Source organism: Huaxiibacter chinensis, from assembly GCF_022171985.1.
GTDB lineage: Bacteria > Pseudomonadota > Gammaproteobacteria > Enterobacterales > Enterobacteriaceae > Enterobacter > Enterobacter chinensis_A.
The window spans coordinates 1,097,779-1,117,445 of record NZ_JAJVHF010000001.1; the positions used below are offsets into that span (position 1 = coordinate 1,097,779).

Here is a 19,667-nt window from a genome sequence, read left to right on the forward strand (position 1 = left end):
CCTTCACATTTGTTGCGTTGCATAATACCCGCAACGAGGCATAACTCAACAGTAGCTTAGCTGACGGCGCTATACTTAGGCCGTAACACCTGCGCAGTTTCAGGTGAGGAGGAATCATGAAAATTACCGTGCTCGGATGCGGCGCGCTCGGTCAGCTCTGGCTGACTGCTCTTCGAAAGCAGGGACACGAGGTTCAAGGCTGGTTGCGCGTTCCGCAGCCCTATTGCAGCGTCAACTTAATCGAGGAAGATGGCACAATCTTTAATGAGTCCCTCATTGCCAACGATCCCGATTTCCTGGCGCAAAGCGACCTGCTGCTGGTGACATTAAAGGCCTGGCAGGTGTCAGATGCGGTAAAAGCCCTGACCGCCACGCTCCCGAAAACCTCGCCGATAATCCTGTTGCATAACGGCATGGGGACCATCGATGAGCTAAAAAATAGTGATCACCCGCTGCTGATGGCAACCACAACCCATGCAGCCAGACGTGACGGTAACATCATCATTCACGTCGCCAGCGGTATTACCCATATTGGTCCGGCGAAAACGCAGGACGCTGATTACAGTTATCTGGCGGATATTTTGCAGCATGTCCTGCCGGATGTGGCCTGGCACAATAATATCCGCCCGCAGCTGTGGCGTAAGCTGGCGGTGAATTGCGTGATCAATCCGCTAACGGCTCTGTGGGATTGTCCTAATGGTGAACTGAAAAATCATCCGCAGGAGATCGCCGCGCTGTGCGAAGAAGTGGCGGCCGTTATCCAGCGTGAGGGCTTACACTCCTCTGTCGAAGATGTCCGTTATTTTGTCGATCAGGTCATCGATAGCACGGCAGAAAATATCTCATCAATGTTGCAGGACGTGCGTGCACAGCGCCATACCGAAATCGACTATATCACCGGCTATCTGTTAAAGCGCGCCCGGGCCCACGGGATCAACGTGCCGGAAAACGCCCGTCTGTATGACCGAGTAAAACGTAAGGAGAGTGAATATGAGCGTGTCGGCACTGATTTGCCTCGCCCCTGGTAGCGAAGAGACCGAAGCGGTCACGACTATCGATCTGCTGGTGCGCGCAGGCATCCAGGTCACCACCGCCAGCGTCGCCAGCGATGGCGATCGGCTCATCACCTGCTCGCGCGGGGTCAAGATTATGGCGGACGCCCCGCTGGTCGAAGTGGCCGACGGTGATTATGACGTTATCGTTCTGCCCGGCGGTCTGAAAGGGGCGGAATGTTTTCGCGACAGTCCGCTGCTGGTGGAAACCGTTCGGCAGTTTCACCTCTCCGGGCGGCTCGTTGCGGCGATCTGTGCCGCGGCTGGCACGGTGCTGGTCCCGCACAATCTTTTCCCGATTGGCAATATGACCGGCTTCCCGGCGCTGAAAGAGACCATACCTGAAGCGCAATGGGTGGATAAACGCGTCGTGTGGGACCCGCGCGTCAATCTGCTGACCAGCCAGGGGCCCGGCACCTCTATCGATTTTGCCCTGAAGCTCATCGATCTTCTGGCAGGCCGTGAAAAGGCCCATGAGGTCGCCTCTTCGCTGGTCATTGCCGCAGGCATCTTCAACTATTACGAGGCCTGATTTTAACTGACGCATGCATCAGGCTGGCGCTTAGGCCAGCCGCTCCCCCCTCCTGAACAGAGTGCGTGCGCCATCACACTTCTCATCTTTCTTTGGCCTTCTGCGCCACGCCCCTTACAGAAAATCCACATTACTCATTGATTAGAATGAAAAATTTCTGACGCCTCTGAGTCACCCCTCTGTTTGACAGAAAAATATATCCATGAAAAACTCACCTCAACTGGCATATACCAGTTGAAAAATACGCCGCTATTTTGTCTGCGCATCACGCATGGCGGAGCACAGCAATCTCTTCTGGAGTAAGCAATGTGATGACATTTCTTGAGAACAGCGTCATTCCTGTCCTGATTCGCGTAGGGGAAAATAAAATGCTGGTCGCGGTGCGTAACGGCATCGCCCTGACCTTGTCTTTTACCATTACCGGCAGCGTCTTCCTGATCCTGGCCAATTTACCCATCCCCGGCTGGACGGAGTGGCTCGGCCCGTTTGCGGAAAAGCTCAGCGCGCCGGTGGCCGTTACGTTTGGCGCAATTGGGCTGATTTCCGCGATTGGTATCAGCTATAACCTGGCGAAGGCGTATCAGCTCAACGCAATCACCTGCTGCATCGTCACGCTGGTGGTGTTTTTACTGGCCCAGCTCAACGAAAACTATCAGCTGAATACGGATAATCTCGGCGCGGCGGGACTGTTTTCCGCCATTATTCTGGCTATTATCACCGTGCACATTGTGCGTTTTTTTATTCAACATAACGTGGTCATTACGCTCCCGGACGGCGTTCCCCCGGCCGTCGCCCAGTCGTTTGCCAGCCTGATCCCTGCGGCCGTCGCCATTACGCTTATCTGGTTCGTCAGGGTGATTCTTAACTTTGATATCAACCATTTCTTTACGCTGCTCTTCAGCCCACTGGTGACCGGCTTAGGCTCCCTGCCCGGCATGCTGGTCCTTATCTTTTTGATCTCGCTGCTCTGGTGCTGCGGCATTCATGGCGATAACGTGCTCTCGGGTATCACCAGCCCTATTTTTCTTAAGTACATCGCGGAAAACACCCAGGCCTGGTTACACCACCAGCCTGTTCCCCATATCACCGCAGATGGCTTTTACATTGTGTTTATGTGCCTGGGTGGCACGGGCGCCACAATGGGCCTGGTCATGGCGATGTTGCGCTCGCGCAGTAAGCTGTATAAATCGGTCGGCAAGCTCTCTCTGCCCTCGGCTCTTTTTTGTATTAACGAGCCGGTGATATTTGGCTGTCCCATCGTCTTTAACCCGCTGCTGATGATCCCCTTCACCCTGACGCCGATGATCCTGTGTACCGCCACCTACACCCTGATGTATTTCGATATTATCGGGCGTCCGGTTTTACAAATTCCCTGGACGATGCCGCCCATTTTCGCCGCCTGGTTTGTCACCGGTGGCAATATCCCCGCCGTGCTGTGGTCCGTTTGTACCCTGGTGATATCAGCCCTCGTCTGGCTGCCCTTTTTCAAACTCGCTGAACGTCGTCAACTGCAAACAGAAGCAGCCGAAGAGAGGCAGCACGACGACGCGGAATCGCTTTCCCGATCTACCCTGTAAAAGGATCCATGATGAAAAAGCTCAAAATTGTCACGATTGGCGGGGGATCAAGTTACACCCCGGAACTGATTGACGGATTTATCAAGCGTTACGCTGAACTTCCTGTTACCGATTACTACCTGCTGGACATTGAAGAAGGTCGTGAGAAGCTGGAGATTGTCGGCAAGCTCGCCCAGCGTATGGTGGCCGAGGCGGGCCTTCCCATGAAAATCCACCTGACGCTCGACAGAAAAGCGGCGCTGAAAGACGCGGATTTCGTCACCACGCAGCTGCGCGTAGGCTTTCTCGACGCGCGGATCCAGGATGAAAAAATCCCGCTGAAATATGGCGTGCTGGGGCAAGAAACCACCGGCCCCGGCGGATTTATGAAAGCCCAGCGAACCATTCCTGTGCTGCTGGATATTTGCCGTGATATGGAAAAATGGTGTCCTGACGCCTGGCTGATCAATTTCACCAACCCGGCGGGAATTGTGACCGAGGCAATTACGCGGCACAGTGCGATAAAAACCATCGGGATTTGCAGCGGTGCCAACAGCATGATGATGGATATCGCGAAAGCCTACGCCTGCAGCAAGTCAGAGGTATACGCCCGGATTATTGGTCTTAACCATCTGATCTTCGCCGATAAGATTTACGTTAAAGGCGAGGAGATGACCGACGATTTTATCGACAAGCTGGCCCACGGCAGCGCGGACAACACCCTGAAAAATATCCCTGACATTGGCTTCTCTTCCCGCTTTGCCCGCGCGCTACATATGTACCCCATCTCCTATCTCAAGTATTACTTCCTCACCCGGGAAATGACCGACGCCGCCCTTCAGGACAGTCAGCACAAAGGAACCCGCGGGGAGCAAACCCGTGAAATAGAAAAAAGACTGTTCGCCATGTACCAGGATCCGGCGTTGAAGCATAAGCCGAAAGAGCTGGAGCAGCGCGGCGGCGCCTGGTATTCCGACACCGCCTGCTCGATCATCAGCTCTGTTTATAACGATAAAAAAGAGATCCACGTTGTGAACACGGTCAACAATGGCACCACGCCGGATCTGCCCGATCGCGTGACGCTGGAAACCAATGCCATGATCGACAGACACGGCGCGCATCCTCTGGCCTACGGTCGTCTGCCGGTCAAAATTCGCGGGCTGATCCAAAGCGTAAAAGCCTATGAAGAGCTGACGGTGGAGGCGGCGGTCACCGGGGATTACGATACCGCGCTGATGGCGCTCAGCATCAACCCGATTGTGCCGTCAGCAGCCGTGGCCGAACAAATCCTCAACGACTATCTGGATGCCAATCATCTCTACTTACCTCAGTATGCCAAACGCTAAGGAGCTGCAATGAACGTGGAAATTGTCGACGATTATCAGGCGCTAAGCGCGACCGTTGCGCAGCGCATTATTAAAACCGTGAAGGAAAAGCCGGACGCGCTGATTTGCATAGCCGGGGGTGATACGCCGCTGGGGGTGTTCAGCGCGCTGGTGGACGCCAGCCGCAAAGGTGATGTCGATTTAACGCAGGCCGCATTTGTTGGCCTGGACGAATGGCTGGGGCTGAGCAAAGCCGATAAAGGCAGCTGCCGTGAAATGGTCTGGGGACACTTTTTCGATCATTTGACGCTGCGCGAAGAACAGATATGTTTTTTTGACGGCAGAACGGCGGCCCCCGCCGAAGAGTGTCGGCGCGTCGACCGTTTTATTTCCGATCGCGGCGGTATCAGCCTGGTCGTACTCGGGATCGGCATGAACGGTCATATCGGCTTTAACGAGCCTGGCGCGGCCACGGACACCTATTGCCATATCGTGGATCTGGATGCGGTCACCCAGTCCGTTTCGGCGAAATATTTCGATCAACCGCGTCAGGTGAAGCAGGGCATTACGCTTGGGATGAAAACGATCCTTGAGGCAAACTCGGTCATTCTGATGGCAAGCGGTGAGAAGAAAGCGGCTATTGTGGCGCAAACCGTTCGCGAGCCGGCAACGCCCGCCATCCCTGCCACCCTGCTTAAGTCGCACCCCCGTTTGCAGGTGGTGGTGGATAAACCGGCGGCATCGCGTCTTTAAGGCATCACACAGGCGCAGGCGCGCCTGTTATCTTTCAATGCGCATATTCTTCACACGAAAAATATCGGCGCGATTATAGCTTGTAGAGTAGTTAAACACGCGCTTGTCATCGAGACGGGTCACTTCGGTAATTTTAAGCATTGCCTGGCCGGGGACAATATCGAGCAGCGATGCCATCTCATCGTCAAACAGCGCGGCTTCAATCAGCGAGTCTGCATCGTTTATTTTTCTGCCGGTGGTGGTTTCGATGTATTCGTACAGCGATCCCTGCTCCAGCACCCGTGGCGGAATATCCGGAATCACCTGCAGCGGGATATTGCTGTCTTCGACCAGCACAGGCTGACCGTCCAGCAGGCGGACGCGGCGGATAAAATAGACCTCGTCGCCAGGCTTTATCTCAAGATGTCGGGCAAGCGTAGCATCGGCCTGAAGGGTCGTCAGGGTGATTAAGCGGCTGGAGACCTTGACCCGCCCCTGAAACTCGCGGGAAAAGCCGAGGATACTGTCGCTCTTTTCATTATTGAGAATATAGATATTACTGGCCGTATTCTTGAGCACAAACATGCCCTTACCGTGAATACGCTCGATGTACCCTTCCTGCACCAGGTTAGCCATCGCTTTTTGCACCGTTACGCGGGTCACCTGATACAGGCTCGCCAGTTCGCGTTCGGAAGGAATGCTCTCCCCTTTTTGGTACTTTTGCTCGAGAATATCGTGTTTAATTTTCTCTTTAATTTCCCAATACTTGTGCCTGATTTGCATCCTGTCCTCGCGCTCCGGGCTGGTGTCGATACTTTACCACTTCTCTTAAATTTGAAAATAAAAAAGCCGGGTGGCTACGCCGACCCGGCTCTGATACCGCTCGCTTAACTAGGGGCGATACACTTTCACGTTGGTGAAGCCCTGCTCGCGTAAATAGAGCGCCTGCAGACGGCTCATTACGCCGCGTTCACACCACAGCAGCCAGGTTTTACTCTGATCGAGATCGCCAAATTTGGTGCTCAGCTTGTAGAACGGCAATGAAATAACCTCGACGCCGTCTACATTCAGAGGGTTTGCTTCCTGTTCGTCGACAGAACGAATATCGAGAATGGCATCGTTGGCGCCAAAACCGTTCACCGTCTCGACTTCAACCACCTCTTCAGCGGTCTGCTGAGCGATTTCACGGATATCGACGTTGTTGGCTTCCGCCACCACTTTATCCAGAATCGCGAAATCAAAGTTTTGCTCTTCCGCTTCGATCTTCGCCTTCACCGCTTTTACGGTTGGGCTTTTCGAGATCACACCGCAGTATTCCGGCATGGTACGGGCAAAATCTTCGGTGCCGATTGCCCGCGCGATATCGATGATGTGCTCTTTATCGTGGGAAATCAGCGGACGCAGAATCAGCGTGTCCGATACGTTGTCGATAAGACGCAGGTTGGTCAGCGTCTGGCTGGAGACCTGCCCCAGCGCTTCACCGGTGACCAGCGCCTGAACGCCGTAGCGTTCAGCAACCTGAGAGGCCGCACGCACCATCATACGTTTTAACACCACGCCCATCTGACCGTCGTCGACTTTCTCAAGAATTTCGCCCACGACAGGCTCAAAGTTGATGGCCACGAAGCGGACGCGGTGGGAGCTGCCAAAACGTTTCCACAGATAATGCGCCACCTGACGAACGCCAATCTCATGCGCGGCGCCGCCCAGGTTAAAGAAGCAGTAGTGTACACGGCAGCCGCGACGCATCAGCATATAGCTGGACACGCCAGAGTCGAAACCGCCCGAGATGAGCGACAAGACATCTTCCTGGGTCCCAATCGGATAACCGCCGATACCTTCGTAGCGGCCTTTCACCAGCAGTAATCGATCGTTTTCGATCTCAAGATTAACGGTGACATCCGGGCGCGTCAGCTTAACGTGCGCTGACGCAATGTGCTGATTGAAACCGCCGCCGATGTAGCGTTCGGCTTCAATAGAGGTGAACTCATGCTTGCCGCGACGCTTAACGCGAACGCAGAACGATTTCCCTTCAACTTCCGGGCGGAACTGTTCCAGCGCTTTTTCGAAAATATCGTGAAGCGAGGTAAATGGCACATCTTCGACATCGAGAATATGATGGATCCCAGGAATACGCGTGAGCGCATCGCGGATATCCAGACGCTGGCTTTCGTCTTTAGCACGGACCTCGATGTGATCCCAGTGGCGAACAATGGCGAGCGTTTCTTCGTATTCTTTTAATACGTTACGAATGTTTCCGGTCAATATTTTAATAAAGCGCAACCGCACAGATTGGCTTTTGATGGTGATTTCCGGGAACAATTTAATGATAAACTTCATGGCGGCAATATTTCTTTGGCAAGCCCGTTAAGGCTTGTAATGGAAGAGTACAGCAGCCTGCATATCCACCAGGCTGCATCCAGGCGCGGAAGTATACCACCATCGTGGCGCTCCTGTGCACATTGCGCGTTATTTGCTAATTGTCCCGAGTCCGTTACCATATCCGGGCTGAATATATGAGAGTCGACATTCACTATGCCAAAGAAAAATGATGCACCGGCCAGCTTCGAAACTGCGCTGAGTGAACTGGAGAACATTGTGACGCGCCTCGAAAGTGGCGATCTGCCACTGGAAGATGCGCTCAACGAATTCGAACGCGGCGTGCAGCTTGCGCGGCAGGGTCAGGTAAAACTGCAACAGGCTGAACAACGCGTGCAGATCCTGCTCTCCGATAGCGAAACCGCAGCCACTACGCCCTTCACGCCGGACGCCGAGTAACATGGACTTTACCCACGCGCTTCAGGCGCGCGTTGAACGCGCCAACGAGGCATTGCGCCGTTTTATTGAACCGCAGCCTTTTCAGAACACTCCACTGGTTGAAGCGATGCATTATGGCGCACTCTTAGGTGGAAAGCGTCTGCGGCCGTTTCTGGTCTATGCCACGGGTAATATGTTTGGCATCAGTGACACCACGCTGGACGCGCCGGCAGCGGCCGTGGAGTGTATCCACGCCTACTCGTTGATCCATGATGATTTACCGGCGATGGACGATGACGATCTGCGTCGCGGACAGCCGACCTGTCACATCAAGTTTGGCGAAGCCAATGCCATTCTGGCGGGCGACGCATTGCAGACGCTGGCGTTCTCCATCTTAAGCGATGCGCCAATGACTGAGGTGGCCGACCGCGATCGTCTGGCAATGGTCTCCGAGCTGGCAATGGCCAGTGGCGTTGCCGGTATGTGCGGGGGCCAGGCGCTGGATCTGGAGGCCGAAGGCCGTCAGGTTAATCTGGAACAGCTGGAACGGATCCACCGGCATAAAACCGGTGCCTTAATCCGTGCCGCCGTCCGTCTGGGCGCGCTGAGCGCGGGCGAGCGCGGGCGCAATGCGCTGCCGATCCTTGACAGATATGCCGACAGTATTGGTCTGGCATTCCAGGTTCAGGATGACATTCTGGATGTGGTGGGCGATACTGCAACATTGGGAAAACGTCAGGGTGCGGATCAGCAGCTTGGCAAAAGTACCTACCCCGCACTGCTGGGCCTTGAGCAAGCCCAACGTAAAGCCCGGGATCTGATTGATGATGCCCGCCAGTCACTAAATCAGCTGGCGGCGCACTCACTGGATACCTCGGCACTGGAAGCGCTAGCGGACTATATAATCCAGCGTGATAAATAACACACTATCTCGATGAGCCTTTGATGAGTTTTGATATTGCCAAATACCCGACGCTGGCGTTGGTCGACTCCACCCAGGAGTTACGTCTGTTGCCAAAAGAGAGCCTGCCGAAGCTGTGCGACGAACTGCGTCGTTATCTGCTCGACAGCGTGAGCCGATCCAGCGGACATTTCGCCTCCGGGCTTGGCACGGTTGAGCTGACGGTTGCGCTGCACTACGTCTATAACACTCCATTCGATCAGCTGATCTGGGATGTCGGGCATCAGGCATATCCACACAAAATTCTTACGGGCCGTCGGGATAAAATTGGCACCATTCGCCAGAAAGGGGGCCTGCACCCGTTCCCGTGGCGCGGTGAAAGTGAATACGACGTCTTAAGCGTCGGCCACTCCTCTACCTCTATCTCTGCCGGAATCGGCATTGCCGTGGCGGCTGAAAAAGAGAACAAACAGCGCCGTACCGTTTGTGTCATTGGCGATGGCGCCATCACCGCCGGCATGGCGTTTGAGGCCATGAACCACGCGGGTGATATTAAGCCGGATATGCTGGTGGTCCTTAACGACAATGAAATGTCGATCTCCGAAAACGTTGGTGCGCTCAATAACCATCTGGCACAGCTGCTTTCCGGCAAGCTCTACTCTACCCTGCGTGAAGGTGGCAAAAAGGTCTTCTCCGGCGTGCCGCCGATTAAAGAGTTGCTCAAACGCACCGAAGAACATATCAAAGGCATGGTCGTTCCGGGCACGTTATTCGAAGAGCTGGGCTTTAACTATATCGGCCCGGTAGACGGACACGATGTACTGGGGCTGGTCACCACGCTGAAGAATATGCGCGATCTGAAAGGTCCGCAGTTCCTGCACATCATGACCAAAAAAGGGCGCGGCTACGAGCCAGCGGAAAAAGATCCTATTACTTTCCACGCCGTGCCCAAATTTGACCCCACCAGCGGTTGTCTGCCAAAAAGCAGCGGCGGCATGCCGAGCTATTCCAAAATCTTTGGTGACTGGCTGTGTGAAACGGCGGCCAAAGACAGCAAGCTGATGGCGGTAACGCCTGCGATGCGCGAAGGCTCGGGCATGGTTGAGTTTTCAAAAAAATATCCCGACCAGTATTTCGACGTGGCGATTGCCGAACAGCACGCGGTGACGTTCGCGGCGGGTCTGGCGATTGGCGGCTATAAGCCCATCGTTGCTATCTACTCCACCTTCCTGCAACGCGCCTACGATCAGGTGATCCATGACGTCGCGATTCAGAAACTGCCGGTGCTGTTTGCCATCGACCGCGCCGGTATTGTGGGCGCTGACGGCCAGACGCATCAGGGAGCGTTCGATATCTCCTTCCTGCGCTGTGTGCCAGGCATGGTGATCATGACGCCAAGTGATGAAAACGAGTGTCGCCAGATGTTGTATACCGGCTATCACTATCAGGATGGCCCAAGCGCCGTACGTTATCCGCGTGGGAATGCGGTGGGCGTGGAACTGACGCCTCTGGAAAAACTGCCGTTAGGTAAAGGCGTGGTGAAACGTGAAGGTGAAAAGCTGGCGATCCTGAACTTTGGCACCCTGATGCCAGAGGCGGCGAAAGTCGCGGAATCGCTCAACGCAACGCTGGTAGACATGCGTTTCGTGAAACCGCTGGATGAAACCCTGATTCTGGATCTGGCCGCGCGTCACGATGCGCTGATCACCCTGGAAGAAAACGCCATTATGGGCGGGGCTGGCAGCGGCGTGAACGAAGTGCTGATGGCGCATCGTCAGGTCGTTCCTGTGTTAAACCTGGGTCTGCCGGATTACTTTATTCCGCAAGGAACCCAGGACGAAGCCCGCGCGGATATTGGTCTTGACGCGGCTGGCATTGAAGCCAAAATCCACAGCTGGCTGGCCTAATCCCTCCCCTTTCCGCTCCTGCTATGCTTAAAGGACGATTTTAAGCAATCAGCAGGAGTGGAAGCATGCAATACAACACATTAGGAAAAACGGATCTTAAGGTTTCCCGTCTTTGTCTGGGCTGTATGACATTTGGCGAACCCGATCGGGGTAATCACGCCTGGACACTACCCGAAGAGAGCAGCCGCCTCATCATCAAGCATGCTATTGATGGCGGAATTAACTTTTTTGATACGGCTAATAGCTACTCTGATGGCAGCAGCGAAGAGATTGTGGGACGCGCCCTGCGCGACTTTGCTCGCCGCGACGAGGTCGTGGTCGCCACAAAGGTCTATTACCCGTCCGGGGATCTTACCGAAGGTCTTTCCCGCGCACAGATTCTGAAATCCATTGATGCCAGTCTTTCGCGCCTGAATATGGATTACGTTGACCTCCTGCAAATCCACCGCTGGGATTACAACACGCCGATTGAAGAGACGCTGGAAGCGCTAAACGACGTGGTGAAAGCCGGCAAGGCGCGCTATATCGGCGCATCGTCAATGCACGCGACGCAGTTTGCCGACGCGCTGGAATTACAAAAGAAAGAGGGCTGGGCACGCTTTGTGACCATGCAGGATCACTATAACCTGATTTATCGCGAAGAAGAGCGCGAGATGCTGCCGCTGTGCTACCAGGAAGGCGTTGCGGTGATCCCCTGGAGCCCGCTGGCACGGGGTCGCCTGACCCGCCCGTGGGGGGAGACCACGGCGCGCCTGGTGTCGGACGAGGTAGGTAAAAAACTCTATGACGAGACGCAAGAGAGTGACGCCCGAATCGCCGAGCGTCTGGCAGCCATTGCGGAAGATATTGGCGCAACACGAGCGCAGGTAGCGCTCGCCTGGCTGCTCAGCAAGCGCGGTGTGGCAGCGCCCATTATTGGCACATCGCGGGAAGAGCAGCTGGATGAACTGTTGAATGCGGTGGATTTAACGCTAACGCCGGACCAGATTGCCGAGCTGGAGACGCCTTATCAGGCTCATCCAGTGGTGGGGTTTAAATAATGGTGCGGTCTGGTGCCCTCACCCTAACCCTCTCCCACGGGGAGAGGGGACTGGGGCGGTGCGGTCTCCCACAAGGAGACGGGACTGGGCAAGCTGAAATACCCGCCCAGGTCGGTCACCCGAAGTGATCGTAGCCTTTCCAGTCTAGCGTTACAGGCGCGCCCTCTTTCACAAACTGCAGCCCTTCGCTCTCTGGCATGATCTGCCCTATGCAGGTAAACCGCGCGCCCAGATGGCCGAGCGCCACGTCAATCGTCCCACGGTTAAGCTCGGGGACGGTAAAGCAGAGTTCGTAATCTTCACCGCCAGACAGCGCCCAGCGCAACGCCTGCTCGGGTTCAACGTGGCGGAGGATCTGCTCTGAAAGCGGGAAGAGATCGAGGTCAATCCGTGCTCCCACGCCGCTGGCCTTCAGAATATGGCCGAGATCGGAAATAAGCCCGTCAGAGAGGTCAATCGCCGAGCTTGCGCGGTCGCGCAACGCCTGGCCTTGTAAAATACGCGGCGTCGGGCGCAAATGGCGTTTAACCAGATACGCGCTATCCTGCGCATCTGCGACGGCTAAACGCGCCTGAAGAATCGCTAAGCCTGCCGCGCTGTCGCCCGGGGTTCCCGTCACATAGATCCAGTCGCCCGGTTTTGCGCCCGAGCGTTTCAGCGCCCGGCCAACCGGAACATAGCCGTGGATAGCCAGCGTCATCGACAGCGGACCCGCCGTAGTATCGCCACCGATCAGCTGCATATCATAGTAATTGAGCTGCTCAAAGAGCGCGTCGCTGAAGGCTTCAAGCCAGGCCTCATCGACGGACGGGAGGGTCAGCGCCAGCGTCAGCCAGGCCGGATCTGCGCCCATGGCCGCCAGATCGCTCACGTTTACCGCCAGCGCTTTATAGGCCAGATCGGCAGGATCGATATCCGGCAGAAAGTGACGACCGCAGACCAGGGTATCAGTACTGATCGCCAGCGTCTGTTTTTCAGGGATATTGAGCAACGCGCAGTCGTCGCCAATGCCGGTTTCGACATCAAGACGAGAGGATCGTACGCGGTCAAAATAACGGGCAATCAGGGAGAATTCGCCGCAAGCCATACGTTATGCCTCAGCAAAGAAAATAAAAAACCGGAGCCTGCGCGGCAAACAGGGCCGCGCAGAACTCCGGTTAGCGGATCACTTTTTGCGGGGACGGATCGCAGGGGCTGCTTTATCCAGCACGCCGTTAACAAACTTATGGCTGTCTTCAGCACCGAAGGTTTTCGCCAGTTCGATCGCTTCGTTGATGGCCACTTTGTACGGCACATCATCACGTTTAGACAGCTCGAACAGCGCAATGCGCAGCACTGCTTTCTCAACCTGGCCCAGCTCTTCGAGCAGACGGGACAGGTACGGTTTCATTAAACCGTCGAGATACGCGCTATTAGTCGCCACTCCCGACAGCAGTTCACGGAAGTACAGAACGTCAACGTCTTTGACGTCTTGCTCCGCCAGGAACTGATATTCAACATCAGCGATGTCGTTCTGGGACAACTGCCAGGAGTAAAGTGCCTGGACGGCACATTCACGGGCGCGGCGACGAGCAGCAGGTTTCACGGATTTCCCCTTACAAAAAATCAGGCCTTGATGGCTTTCAATACATTGATCATTTCAAGCGCGGTCAGTGCAGCTTCTGCACCTTTGTTACCGGCTTTGGTGCCAGCACGTTCGATGGCTTGTTCAATACTTTCGGTGGTCAACACGCCAAACGCGACAGGAATTTCAGCATCCTGTGCAACGTGCGCCAGACCATTGCTTGCACCGCCCGCCACATATTCAAAGTGGGCAGTGCCGCCACGAATAACGGTACCCAGTGCGATCACCGCGTCATATTTACCGGTTTTCGCCAGTGCGCCCGCTGCCAGAGGCAGTTCATAAGCACCTGGAACCCAAACAACGGTAATATTGTCATCTTTCACCTGGCCAATACGTTTCAGGGCGTCAATCGCACCGTCCAGCAGGCTATCGTTGATGAAGTTGTTGAAACGCGCAATGGTGATGGCGACGCGAGCGTCCGGGGTAGCTACAGCAGCTTCAATAATGTTCATACTCTTCCTTTACGGGTTCATTTGGCCCCGCAGGGGGGCGGATTTTATCATAATACTTTGCGTACTGCTTCCCTATTTCAGAAAGCCTTACGCTGACGTTAAATGCAGGCACACATCCGGTCCAACCTGACGGATCTCGCTAAACGTAAGTTGCGGTGCATCGGCCAGATTCTCAAGACCGGGCAACACAAACAGACCGCGAGCGTCGGTGCCTAATAATTTAGGCGCCATGTAAACCACCAGCTCATCCACCAGGCCCGCCTGCAGCAGCGCGCCTGCGAGCGTAGGACCGGCTTCGACCCAGATGCTGTTCACCTGCTGCTTCCCGAGCAGCATCATCAACACCACCAGATCGAGGTGTCCGTTGTGCTCGGGCACCCGAACAGTGCGGACGCTCTCCGGCCATTTACGCGTATCGTCCTGCGTGCGGGCAAACCAGGTTTCACCGGGTTGCTGCACAATACGGTGCTCGGGCGTCACGCGGTTCTGGCTGTCAATCACGATACGGAGCGGCTGACGCAGGTTTTCCCGCGGATAGAGCGCCTGAGTCTCGGCGTTCAGTTCATCCCAACGGACGGTCATCGCCGGATCGTCGGCAAGCACCGTCTCACTGCTGGTGAGAATAGCATGGCTTTGCGCGCGCAGACGTTGCACATCGCGCCTTGCTTGCGGCGAGGTTATCCACTGACTTTCGCCGTTCGCCATCGCCGTACGGCCATCAAGCGAAGCGCCGAGTTTGAGCTGAATATACGGAAAGCCGGTGCGCATCCGCTTGAGGAAGCCCTTATTCAGCGCTTCGGTCTCCTGCATCATCAGGCCATGGCTGACGTCGATGCCTTCCTGCTGCAAACGATATAAGCCACGTCCGGCGACCTGAGGATTAGGATCCTGCATCGCCGCGACCACCCGGGCAACGCCTGCGTTAATCAGCGCTTCACAGCATGGCGGCGTACGGCCATGATGGCTGCAAGGCTCTAAGGTGACATAGGCCGTGGCGCCGCGCGCCTTCTCCCCGGCCATTCGCAGGGCGTGGACTTCAGCATGCGGTTCGCCCGCACGATAGTGAAAACCTTCACCAACTATTTCGCCATCTTTGACGATCACGCAGCCCACATTGGGATTAGGGTGCGTGGTGAAACGCCCGCGCTGCGCCAGTTTGAGCGCACGCGCCATGTATATCTCATCCTGCATGGGCTTAATCCTGTAGGCGGGCGATCTCTTCGCCAAACTCTTTGATATCTTCGAAACTGCGGTACACAGAGGCGAAGCGGATGTAAGCAACTTTATCGAGCTTTTTGAGTTGCTCCATGACGAGGTTACCGATCATTTTGCTGGGCACCTCGCGCTCACCGGTGCCGCGCAGGTGTGATTTAATGTGATTCAACGCCATTTCGACGTCATCTGCGCTCACTGGCCGTTTTTCCAGTGCTTTAAGCATCCCGCGACGCAGTTTTTCTTCATTAAAAGGCTCACGTACATCATTGCTTTTCACCACGCGGGGCATCACAAGCTCTGCCACCTCAAAGGTGGTGAAACGTTCATTGCAGACCAGACACTGCCGACGGCGGCGTACGGAAGAGCCTTCACCCACAAGACGAGAGTCGATTACTTTGGTATCCACAGCGGAACAGAATGGGCAATGCATACGGTGTCCTGACTATCTGGTTAACTGACTTTCATTTTACCCTGAACTGGGCTGACAACAAAGGAAGAGCGTTTTTGAGACAAAGGATCTATACCAGGGCGCCATTGGCTGTCTACCATTAAAGCGATCCGATAGTTGAAGGAAATAAACGCAATGACAAGACGTTACCTAAGAATTCTGCTGGTGGGAAGTCTCTTCACCCTTAACGCCTGTGCACAGCAAACTGAAGTTCGCGAGATGAAAGAAAGCGTCAGTACGCTGAACACCGCGATGAGCAAACTGAATCAGGAAACCGTGAAGATTACCCAGCAAAACGCGCTCAATGCGAAATCAACAAGCGGCGTGTATCTGTTACCCGGCGCAAATACCCCTGCGCGTTTGAACAGCCAAATCGGGACGCTAAAGATGTCACTGGTGAACCTTGCGCCGAACGCCGGGGGCACGCGTGCAACGTTGCGCATTCAGGGCGAATCAAACGATCCTCTGCCGGCCTTTAGCGGTACCGTTGAGTGGGGCCAGATTCAGGGCACGACCGATTCTTACCAGGAAGTGAACGTACAGCAGCAGCTGATCAACGCCCCGGCCAGCGTGCTTGCCCCCAGTGATGTGGATATCCCGTTACAGTTGAACGGCGTGACACCTGAGCAGTTAGGCTTTGTCCGTATCCACGATATTCAACCCGTCGCGCAGTAATCTTCTTTAGCGGAACGTTTCATTCGTTCCGCTCCTCTTACTTCCCGCAAAGATTGGCAACATAAATGTTTGCCGTTACAATCCCCGCCGTTTAAAGTACGCAAACGTGAACGCAATCGATTACGCGTATGAGAGATATGTGAAACAACACATATTTTTGTGAGCAGGGATTCCTATAATAGGCTCCGCAGAAACACGAAATATTTAGAAACGCAATTCGCGCATTTTTCACTCCCGGAAGGGAATTTCAATCAGTGGCATGATTATGAAAAAAACATTATTAGCAGCCGGTGCAGTTCTGGCCCTCTCTTCGTCTTTCGCTGTCAGCGCAGCCGAAAATACCAAACCAGAATTTGTGTCTGACTGGTGGCATCAGAGCGTCAACGTGGTAGGCAGCTACCACACCCGTTTTGGACCACAAATCCGCAACGATACCTACCTGGAATATGAAGCTTTCGCTAAAAAAGACTGGTTTGATTTCTATGGTTACATGGATGCCCCGGTCTTCTTCGGCGGTAACACCGATGCAAAAGGTATCTGGAACCACGGCTCTCCTCTCTTCATGGAAATCGAGCCTCGCTTCTCTATCGACAAGCTGACGGGCGCAGACCTGAGCTTTGGTCCGTTTAAAGAGTGGTACGTTGCCAACAACTACATCTACGATATGGGCCGCAATAAGTCCGGTCGTCAGAGCACCTGGTATATGGGTCTGGGTACCGACATCGACACGGGCCTGCCAATGAGCCTGTCCCTGAACGTGTACGCCAAATACCAGTGGCAGAACTATGGCGCAGCGAACGAGAACGAATGGGACGGCTACCGTTTCAAAGTGAAATACTTTGTGCCAATCACCCAGCTGTGGGGCGGTAACCTGAGCTACATCGGTTTCACCAACTTTGACTGGGGTTCAGACCTGGGCGACAACGACTTCCGTGACCTGAACGGTAAGAAAGCGCGTACCAACGACTCCATCGCGTCCAGCCACATCCTGGCGCTGAACTACGATCACTGGCACTACTCTGTGGTGGCACGTTACTGGCACAACGGTGGCCAGTGGAACGACGACGCGAGCCTGAACTTCGGCAATGGCGACTTTAGCGTGCGTTCTACCGGCTGGGGTGGTTACCTGGTCGTCGGTTACAACTTCTAATCTGTGCGGGATTGTGCGGGCTGATGCCCTCACCCTGACCCTCTCCCACAGGGAGAGGGAACAAACACTAAAAACGGCAACACACGTTGCCGTTTTGCTTTTACCTCGCCGCCCGGCTTTTTACTGCTTAACCTTGCGCAGAAAATCCGCCAGCGATCTGTCCGTACTCTCGCTAAATCGCCTCTCCGTCATCACAATATTGAGACACCGGTCGAGCCGGAAACAGCGGTAGTCATCACGCCGTTCACACCATGCGGCCAGCAGCCAGTGTTCTCCCCAGAAGAACAGCCCCAGCGGCTGAATGTCGCGCCATGTCAGATGCCCGGCTTCATCACGATAATGCAGCGCCAGAACGCACTGGGCAGAAATAGCCTGATGAATAACATCGAAATCGCTGCGCGAATACGGCTGAAGCGCAATATCCGGTGCATATATCCGCGTCTGCTCCGCCTTGCGTCGGCTCTCCTCGGGCAGGATCGCCAGCACCTTTTCCTGCGCCGACTCAAGCTCACGCGAGAGCGAGTCGCCTCCCCAGGTTTTAAGCAGACGGATAGCGACCATGAGCGCTTCAGATTCTTTGTTCGTGAGCATCAGCGGCGGTAAGTCGAAACCCGCCATCAGCCGGTATCCGCTTCCCGCCTCCCCTTCCACCGGGACGCCGGAAAGCGACAGGTCGCGGATATCGCGGTATACGGTCCGTTCCGACACGCTCAATCTGTCCGCCAGATGCGCTGCCGTTGTCAGACGCCTGCCCCGCAGGATCTGCACAATCTGAAACAAACGGTCAGCGCGTCGGGTCATATCGTATTGAGCTCTCAGGCAGGTTGATGGAGGCCGACGCGGTTACCTTCGCTGTCGGTGAACAAGGCTATAGTGCCGATGCCTCGCGGCAATTCCAGCGGGCCAAACACGCACTCGCCGCCCGCAGAGGACACGCGTTCGAGCGTCGCCGTCAGGTTGTCCGTATGCAGATAAATAATAGCCCCCTGCACGGACGGTGTAATGCCCTCAAATTTTGCCAGCGCGCCGCCGGTGGCCGGATCGTCATGCGGGAATATGGCTAACTCAGCCACATCCATCTTCTCTCGTCTCAGCTGTACCTGCATCACAGGCTCATAAAATGTGATAGCGCGATCCATATCGGCCACGGGAATTTCAAACCAGTTAATGACGCTTTTCATAGAGACTCCTGACTGTTGTTTGGGTTCAGAAGGAGTCTACGACAGGGCTCCTGACACCATACTGTCAGGAGTGTTTGCCAGGAGCAGATAAAAAAAATCCCGGTCAACAGACCGGGATTTCGGGAGCGAACGCGACGTCGCCTTACGGAAGAATTGACGGCTGGTCCGCCCCTTCCTTCTCGACCTTCTGCTGGATCAGATGCTCGCGCTTCATGCCGAGTTTCAGTGCCAGTGCGGAAGCGACGTAGATAGACGAAGCCGTACCGATGGAGACGCCGATCAGCATGGTCAGCGAGAAGCCTTCCAGTACCGGGCCACCGAAGAGGAACAGCATCAGGATCACCATCAAGGTGGTTCCGGATGTGATCAACGTACGATGCAGCGTCTGGGTCAACGACACGTTAAAGATTTCGTACGGCGTGCCGCGACGGATCTTACGGAAGTTTTCACGAATACGGTCAGATACCACGATACTGTCGTTCAGTGAGTAACCGATAACGGACATCAGGGATGCCACGATTGTCAGGTCAATCTCAATGTGGAACAGAGACAGTATGCCCATGGTGATCACCACGTCGTGCGCCAGAGCGATAACAACCCCCGCCGCCAGACGCCACTCAAAGCGGAAACCGACGTAAACCAGAATGGAGATCAGCGCCACCAGCAGCGCCATCGCACCATTTTGCGCCAGGTCAGCACCAACGCTTGGCCCGACGAACTCGATACGCTTAACCGCCGCATTCTGGCTGGTTGTTTCGTTAATCACGTTAACAACTTTGCTGCCCAGCTCCTGGCTGCCATTGGCATCGTGCACCGGCGGCATACGTACCATGATGTCCCGGCTGCTGCCGAAGTTCTGCAGCAGCGGCTCTTCAAAGCCCGCTTTCTGCAGAGACTGGCGCATCTGGTCCATATCGACCGGTTTTTCCAGGGAGATCTCAATTACCGTACCACCGGTGAAATCAAGTCCCCAGTTAAAGCCTTTCACGCCCATGACGATAAGGGAGAGGATCAGCAGTAAACCTGAAATGCCGAAAGCCCAGTAGTCCCAGCGCATAAAGTCCCAGACTTTACGGCCGTGGTTCAATTGTTCAACAGTATATTCCTGTGCCACAACGCA

The 19,667-nt window shown here is 55.0% G+C and carries 21 protein-coding genes; 11 read left to right on the forward strand and 10 right to left on the reverse strand.

Annotated features, from left to right (window positions below):
• Nucleotides 1–116: 116 nt before the first annotated feature.
• The 5 genes from panE (at nucleotide 117) to LZP96_RS05290 (ending at nucleotide 5,218) form a co-directional block, all read left to right on the forward strand.
• The gene (gene panE / locus LZP96_RS05270) at nucleotides 117–1,028 is read left to right on the forward strand and encodes a 2-dehydropantoate 2-reductase (protein ID WP_064325033.1); all 912 of its coding nucleotides are present in this window, start codon (nucleotides 117–119) and stop codon (nucleotides 1,026–1,028) included.
• Nucleotides 991–1,584: a protein deglycase YajL gene (gene yajL / locus LZP96_RS05275; RefSeq protein ID WP_230352400.1), complete on the forward strand. Its 594-nt coding sequence runs from the start codon at nucleotides 991–993 to the stop codon at nucleotides 1,582–1,584. The genes panE and yajL overlap by 38 nt, the downstream gene beginning before the upstream one ends.
• A gap of 311 nt (nucleotides 1,585–1,895) precedes the next feature.
• Entirely contained in the window at nucleotides 1,896–3,161 is a 1,266-nt protein-coding gene (locus tag LZP96_RS05280; RefSeq protein ID WP_258925731.1) for a PTS sugar transporter subunit IIC, read from the forward strand.
• Between the two features lie 11 nt (nucleotides 3,162–3,172).
• Nucleotides 3,173–4,486 (forward strand): 6-phospho-beta-glucosidase, encoded by a 1,314-nt coding sequence (locus tag LZP96_RS05285; RefSeq protein WP_258925720.1) that lies wholly within the window; start codon nucleotides 3,173–3,175, stop codon nucleotides 4,484–4,486.
• 9 nt (nucleotides 4,487–4,495) lie between these two features.
• Nucleotides 4,496–5,218 (forward strand): glucosamine-6-phosphate deaminase, encoded by a 723-nt coding sequence (locus tag LZP96_RS05290; protein ID WP_064325029.1) that lies wholly within the window; start codon nucleotides 4,496–4,498, stop codon nucleotides 5,216–5,218.
• 27 nt (nucleotides 5,219–5,245) lie between these two features.
• Here the strand turns inward: LZP96_RS05290 and LZP96_RS05295 are convergent, their stop codons facing one another.
• Nucleotides 5,246–5,980 (reverse strand): GntR family transcriptional regulator, encoded by a 735-nt coding sequence (locus LZP96_RS05295; RefSeq protein ID WP_064325028.1) that lies wholly within the window; start codon nucleotides 5,978–5,980, stop codon nucleotides 5,246–5,248.
• A gap of 108 nt (nucleotides 5,981–6,088) precedes the next feature.
• Nucleotides 6,089–7,537: a tRNA uracil 4-sulfurtransferase ThiI gene (gene thiI / locus LZP96_RS05300; RefSeq protein WP_064325027.1), complete on the reverse strand. Its 1,449-nt coding sequence runs from the start codon at nucleotides 7,535–7,537 to the stop codon at nucleotides 6,089–6,091.
• Between the two features lie 195 nt (nucleotides 7,538–7,732).
• Here thiI and xseB point away from each other — a divergent pair, with 195 nt between their 5' ends.
• The 4 genes from xseB to LZP96_RS05320 all read left to right on the forward strand — a co-directional run bounded on the left by xseB (nucleotide 7,733) and on the right by LZP96_RS05320 (nucleotide 11,802).
• Complete coding sequence (xseB, locus tag LZP96_RS05305) at nucleotides 7,733–7,975, forward strand: exodeoxyribonuclease VII small subunit (protein ID WP_064325026.1); 243 nt, start codon at nucleotides 7,733–7,735, stop codon at nucleotides 7,973–7,975.
• Between the two features lies 1 nt (nucleotide 7,976).
• Entirely contained in the window at nucleotides 7,977–8,876 is a 900-nt protein-coding gene (ispA, locus tag LZP96_RS05310; protein ID WP_064325025.1) for a (2E,6E)-farnesyl diphosphate synthase, read from the forward strand.
• Nucleotides 8,877–8,899: 23 nt separating this feature from the next.
• Entirely contained in the window at nucleotides 8,900–10,762 is a 1,863-nt protein-coding gene (dxs, locus tag LZP96_RS05315; RefSeq protein ID WP_064325024.1) for a 1-deoxy-D-xylulose-5-phosphate synthase, read from the forward strand.
• Between the two features lie 65 nt (nucleotides 10,763–10,827).
• Nucleotides 10,828–11,802: an aldo/keto reductase gene (locus LZP96_RS05320; RefSeq protein ID WP_064325023.1), complete on the forward strand. Its 975-nt coding sequence runs from the start codon at nucleotides 10,828–10,830 to the stop codon at nucleotides 11,800–11,802.
• Between the two features lie 115 nt (nucleotides 11,803–11,917).
• Here LZP96_RS05320 and thiL read toward each other — a convergent pair whose 3' ends face one another.
• The 5 genes from thiL to nrdR all read right to left on the reverse strand — a co-directional run bounded on the left by thiL (nucleotide 11,918) and on the right by nrdR (nucleotide 15,523).
• Nucleotides 11,918–12,889 (reverse strand): thiamine-phosphate kinase, encoded by a 972-nt coding sequence (gene thiL / locus LZP96_RS05325; protein ID WP_064325022.1) that lies wholly within the window; start codon nucleotides 12,887–12,889, stop codon nucleotides 11,918–11,920.
• A gap of 78 nt (nucleotides 12,890–12,967) precedes the next feature.
• A complete protein-coding gene (gene nusB, locus LZP96_RS05330) occupies nucleotides 12,968–13,387 on the reverse strand; it encodes a transcription antitermination factor NusB (protein ID WP_064325021.1) in 420 nt (139 codons plus the stop codon).
• 20 nt (nucleotides 13,388–13,407) lie between these two features.
• On the reverse strand, nucleotides 13,408–13,878 hold the full coding sequence (gene ribH, locus LZP96_RS05335; protein ID WP_064325020.1) for a 6,7-dimethyl-8-ribityllumazine synthase: 471 nt from the start codon (nucleotides 13,876–13,878) through the stop codon (nucleotides 13,408–13,410).
• Nucleotides 13,879–13,965: 87 nt separating this feature from the next.
• Nucleotides 13,966–15,069 (reverse strand): bifunctional diaminohydroxyphosphoribosylaminopyrimidine deaminase/5-amino-6-(5-phosphoribosylamino)uracil reductase RibD, encoded by a 1,104-nt coding sequence (ribD, locus tag LZP96_RS05340; RefSeq protein ID WP_064325019.1) that lies wholly within the window; start codon nucleotides 15,067–15,069, stop codon nucleotides 13,966–13,968.
• Between the two features lie 4 nt (nucleotides 15,070–15,073).
• Nucleotides 15,074–15,523 (reverse strand): transcriptional regulator NrdR, encoded by a 450-nt coding sequence (gene nrdR, locus LZP96_RS05345; RefSeq protein WP_064325018.1) that lies wholly within the window; start codon nucleotides 15,521–15,523, stop codon nucleotides 15,074–15,076.
• A 153-nt stretch (nucleotides 15,524–15,676) separates the two neighbouring features.
• On the opposite strand from nrdR, the gene LZP96_RS05350 reads away from it, so the two are divergent.
• Nucleotides 15,677–16,216, forward strand: a complete 540-nt coding sequence (locus LZP96_RS05350; RefSeq protein WP_064325017.1) for a SadB/YajI family lipoprotein — start codon at nucleotides 15,677–15,679, stop codon at nucleotides 16,214–16,216.
• Nucleotides 16,217–16,481: 265 nt separating this feature from the next.
• Entirely contained in the window at nucleotides 16,482–17,366 is an 885-nt protein-coding gene (locus tag LZP96_RS05355; RefSeq protein ID WP_064328072.1) for a nucleoside-specific channel-forming protein Tsx, read from the forward strand.
• A 120-nt stretch (nucleotides 17,367–17,486) separates the two neighbouring features.
• Here the strand turns inward: LZP96_RS05355 and LZP96_RS05360 are convergent, their stop codons facing one another.
• The 3 genes from LZP96_RS05360 to secF form a co-directional block, all read right to left on the reverse strand.
• Nucleotides 17,487–18,167, reverse strand: coding sequence for a helix-turn-helix transcriptional regulator (locus LZP96_RS05360; RefSeq protein WP_064325016.1), 681 nt, complete (start codon nucleotides 18,165–18,167; stop codon nucleotides 17,487–17,489).
• Nucleotides 18,168–18,181: 14 nt separating this feature from the next.
• Nucleotides 18,182–18,547: a VOC family protein gene (locus tag LZP96_RS05365; RefSeq protein WP_064325015.1), complete on the reverse strand. Its 366-nt coding sequence runs from the start codon at nucleotides 18,545–18,547 to the stop codon at nucleotides 18,182–18,184.
• 142 nt (nucleotides 18,548–18,689) lie between these two features.
• Nucleotides 18,690–19,661 carry a protein translocase subunit SecF gene (secF, locus tag LZP96_RS05370; protein WP_064325014.1) on the reverse strand — a complete coding sequence of 324 codons (972 nt, stop codon included), beginning with the start codon at nucleotides 19,659–19,661 and terminating at the stop codon, nucleotides 18,690–18,692.
• Nucleotides 19,662–19,667: the final 6 nt, after the last annotated feature.

What these genes read in the sequence shown, in the direction of transcription:
- dxs (WP_064325024.1), top strand. Translation starts at nt 8,900, where the DNA reads ATGAGTTTTGATATTGCCAAATACCCGACGCTGGCGTTGGTCGACTCC.
- yajL (WP_230352400.1), top strand. Translation starts at nt 991, where the DNA reads ATGAGCGTGTCGGCACTGATTTGCCTCGCCCCTGGTAGCGAAGAGACC.
- thiI (WP_064325027.1), bottom strand. Translation starts at nt 7,537, where the DNA reads ATGAAGTTTATCATTAAATTGTTCCCGGAAATCACCATCAAAAGCCAA.
- LZP96_RS05365 (WP_064325015.1), bottom strand. Translation starts at nt 18,547, where the DNA reads ATGAAAAGCGTCATTAACTGGTTTGAAATTCCCGTGGCCGATATGGAT.
- LZP96_RS05360 (WP_064325016.1), bottom strand. Translation starts at nt 18,167, where the DNA reads ATGACCCGACGCGCTGACCGTTTGTTTCAGATTGTGCAGATCCTGCGG.
- LZP96_RS05350 (WP_064325017.1), top strand. Translation starts at nt 15,677, where the DNA reads ATGACAAGACGTTACCTAAGAATTCTGCTGGTGGGAAGTCTCTTCACC.
- ispA (WP_064325025.1), top strand. Translation starts at nt 7,977, where the DNA reads ATGGACTTTACCCACGCGCTTCAGGCGCGCGTTGAACGCGCCAACGAG.
- nrdR (WP_064325018.1), bottom strand. Translation starts at nt 15,523, where the DNA reads ATGCATTGCCCATTCTGTTCCGCTGTGGATACCAAAGTAATCGACTCT.
- LZP96_RS05290 (WP_064325029.1), top strand. Translation starts at nt 4,496, where the DNA reads ATGAACGTGGAAATTGTCGACGATTATCAGGCGCTAAGCGCGACCGTT.
- LZP96_RS05285 (WP_258925720.1), top strand. Translation starts at nt 3,173, where the DNA reads ATGAAAAAGCTCAAAATTGTCACGATTGGCGGGGGATCAAGTTACACC.
- panE (WP_064325033.1), top strand. Translation starts at nt 117, where the DNA reads ATGAAAATTACCGTGCTCGGATGCGGCGCGCTCGGTCAGCTCTGGCTG.
- LZP96_RS05320 (WP_064325023.1), top strand. Translation starts at nt 10,828, where the DNA reads ATGCAATACAACACATTAGGAAAAACGGATCTTAAGGTTTCCCGTCTT.
- LZP96_RS05280 (WP_258925731.1), top strand. Translation starts at nt 1,896, where the DNA reads ATGACATTTCTTGAGAACAGCGTCATTCCTGTCCTGATTCGCGTAGGG.
- ribD (WP_064325019.1), bottom strand. Translation starts at nt 15,069, where the DNA reads ATGCAGGATGAGATATACATGGCGCGTGCGCTCAAACTGGCGCAGCGC.
- ribH (WP_064325020.1), bottom strand. Translation starts at nt 13,878, where the DNA reads ATGAACATTATTGAAGCTGCTGTAGCTACCCCGGACGCTCGCGTCGCC.
- LZP96_RS05295 (WP_064325028.1), bottom strand. Translation starts at nt 5,980, where the DNA reads ATGCAAATCAGGCACAAGTATTGGGAAATTAAAGAGAAAATTAAACAC.
- LZP96_RS05355 (WP_064328072.1), top strand. Translation starts at nt 16,482, where the DNA reads ATGAAAAAAACATTATTAGCAGCCGGTGCAGTTCTGGCCCTCTCTTCG.
- thiL (WP_064325022.1), bottom strand. Translation starts at nt 12,889, where the DNA reads ATGGCTTGCGGCGAATTCTCCCTGATTGCCCGTTATTTTGACCGCGTA.
- xseB (WP_064325026.1), top strand. Translation starts at nt 7,733, where the DNA reads ATGCCAAAGAAAAATGATGCACCGGCCAGCTTCGAAACTGCGCTGAGT.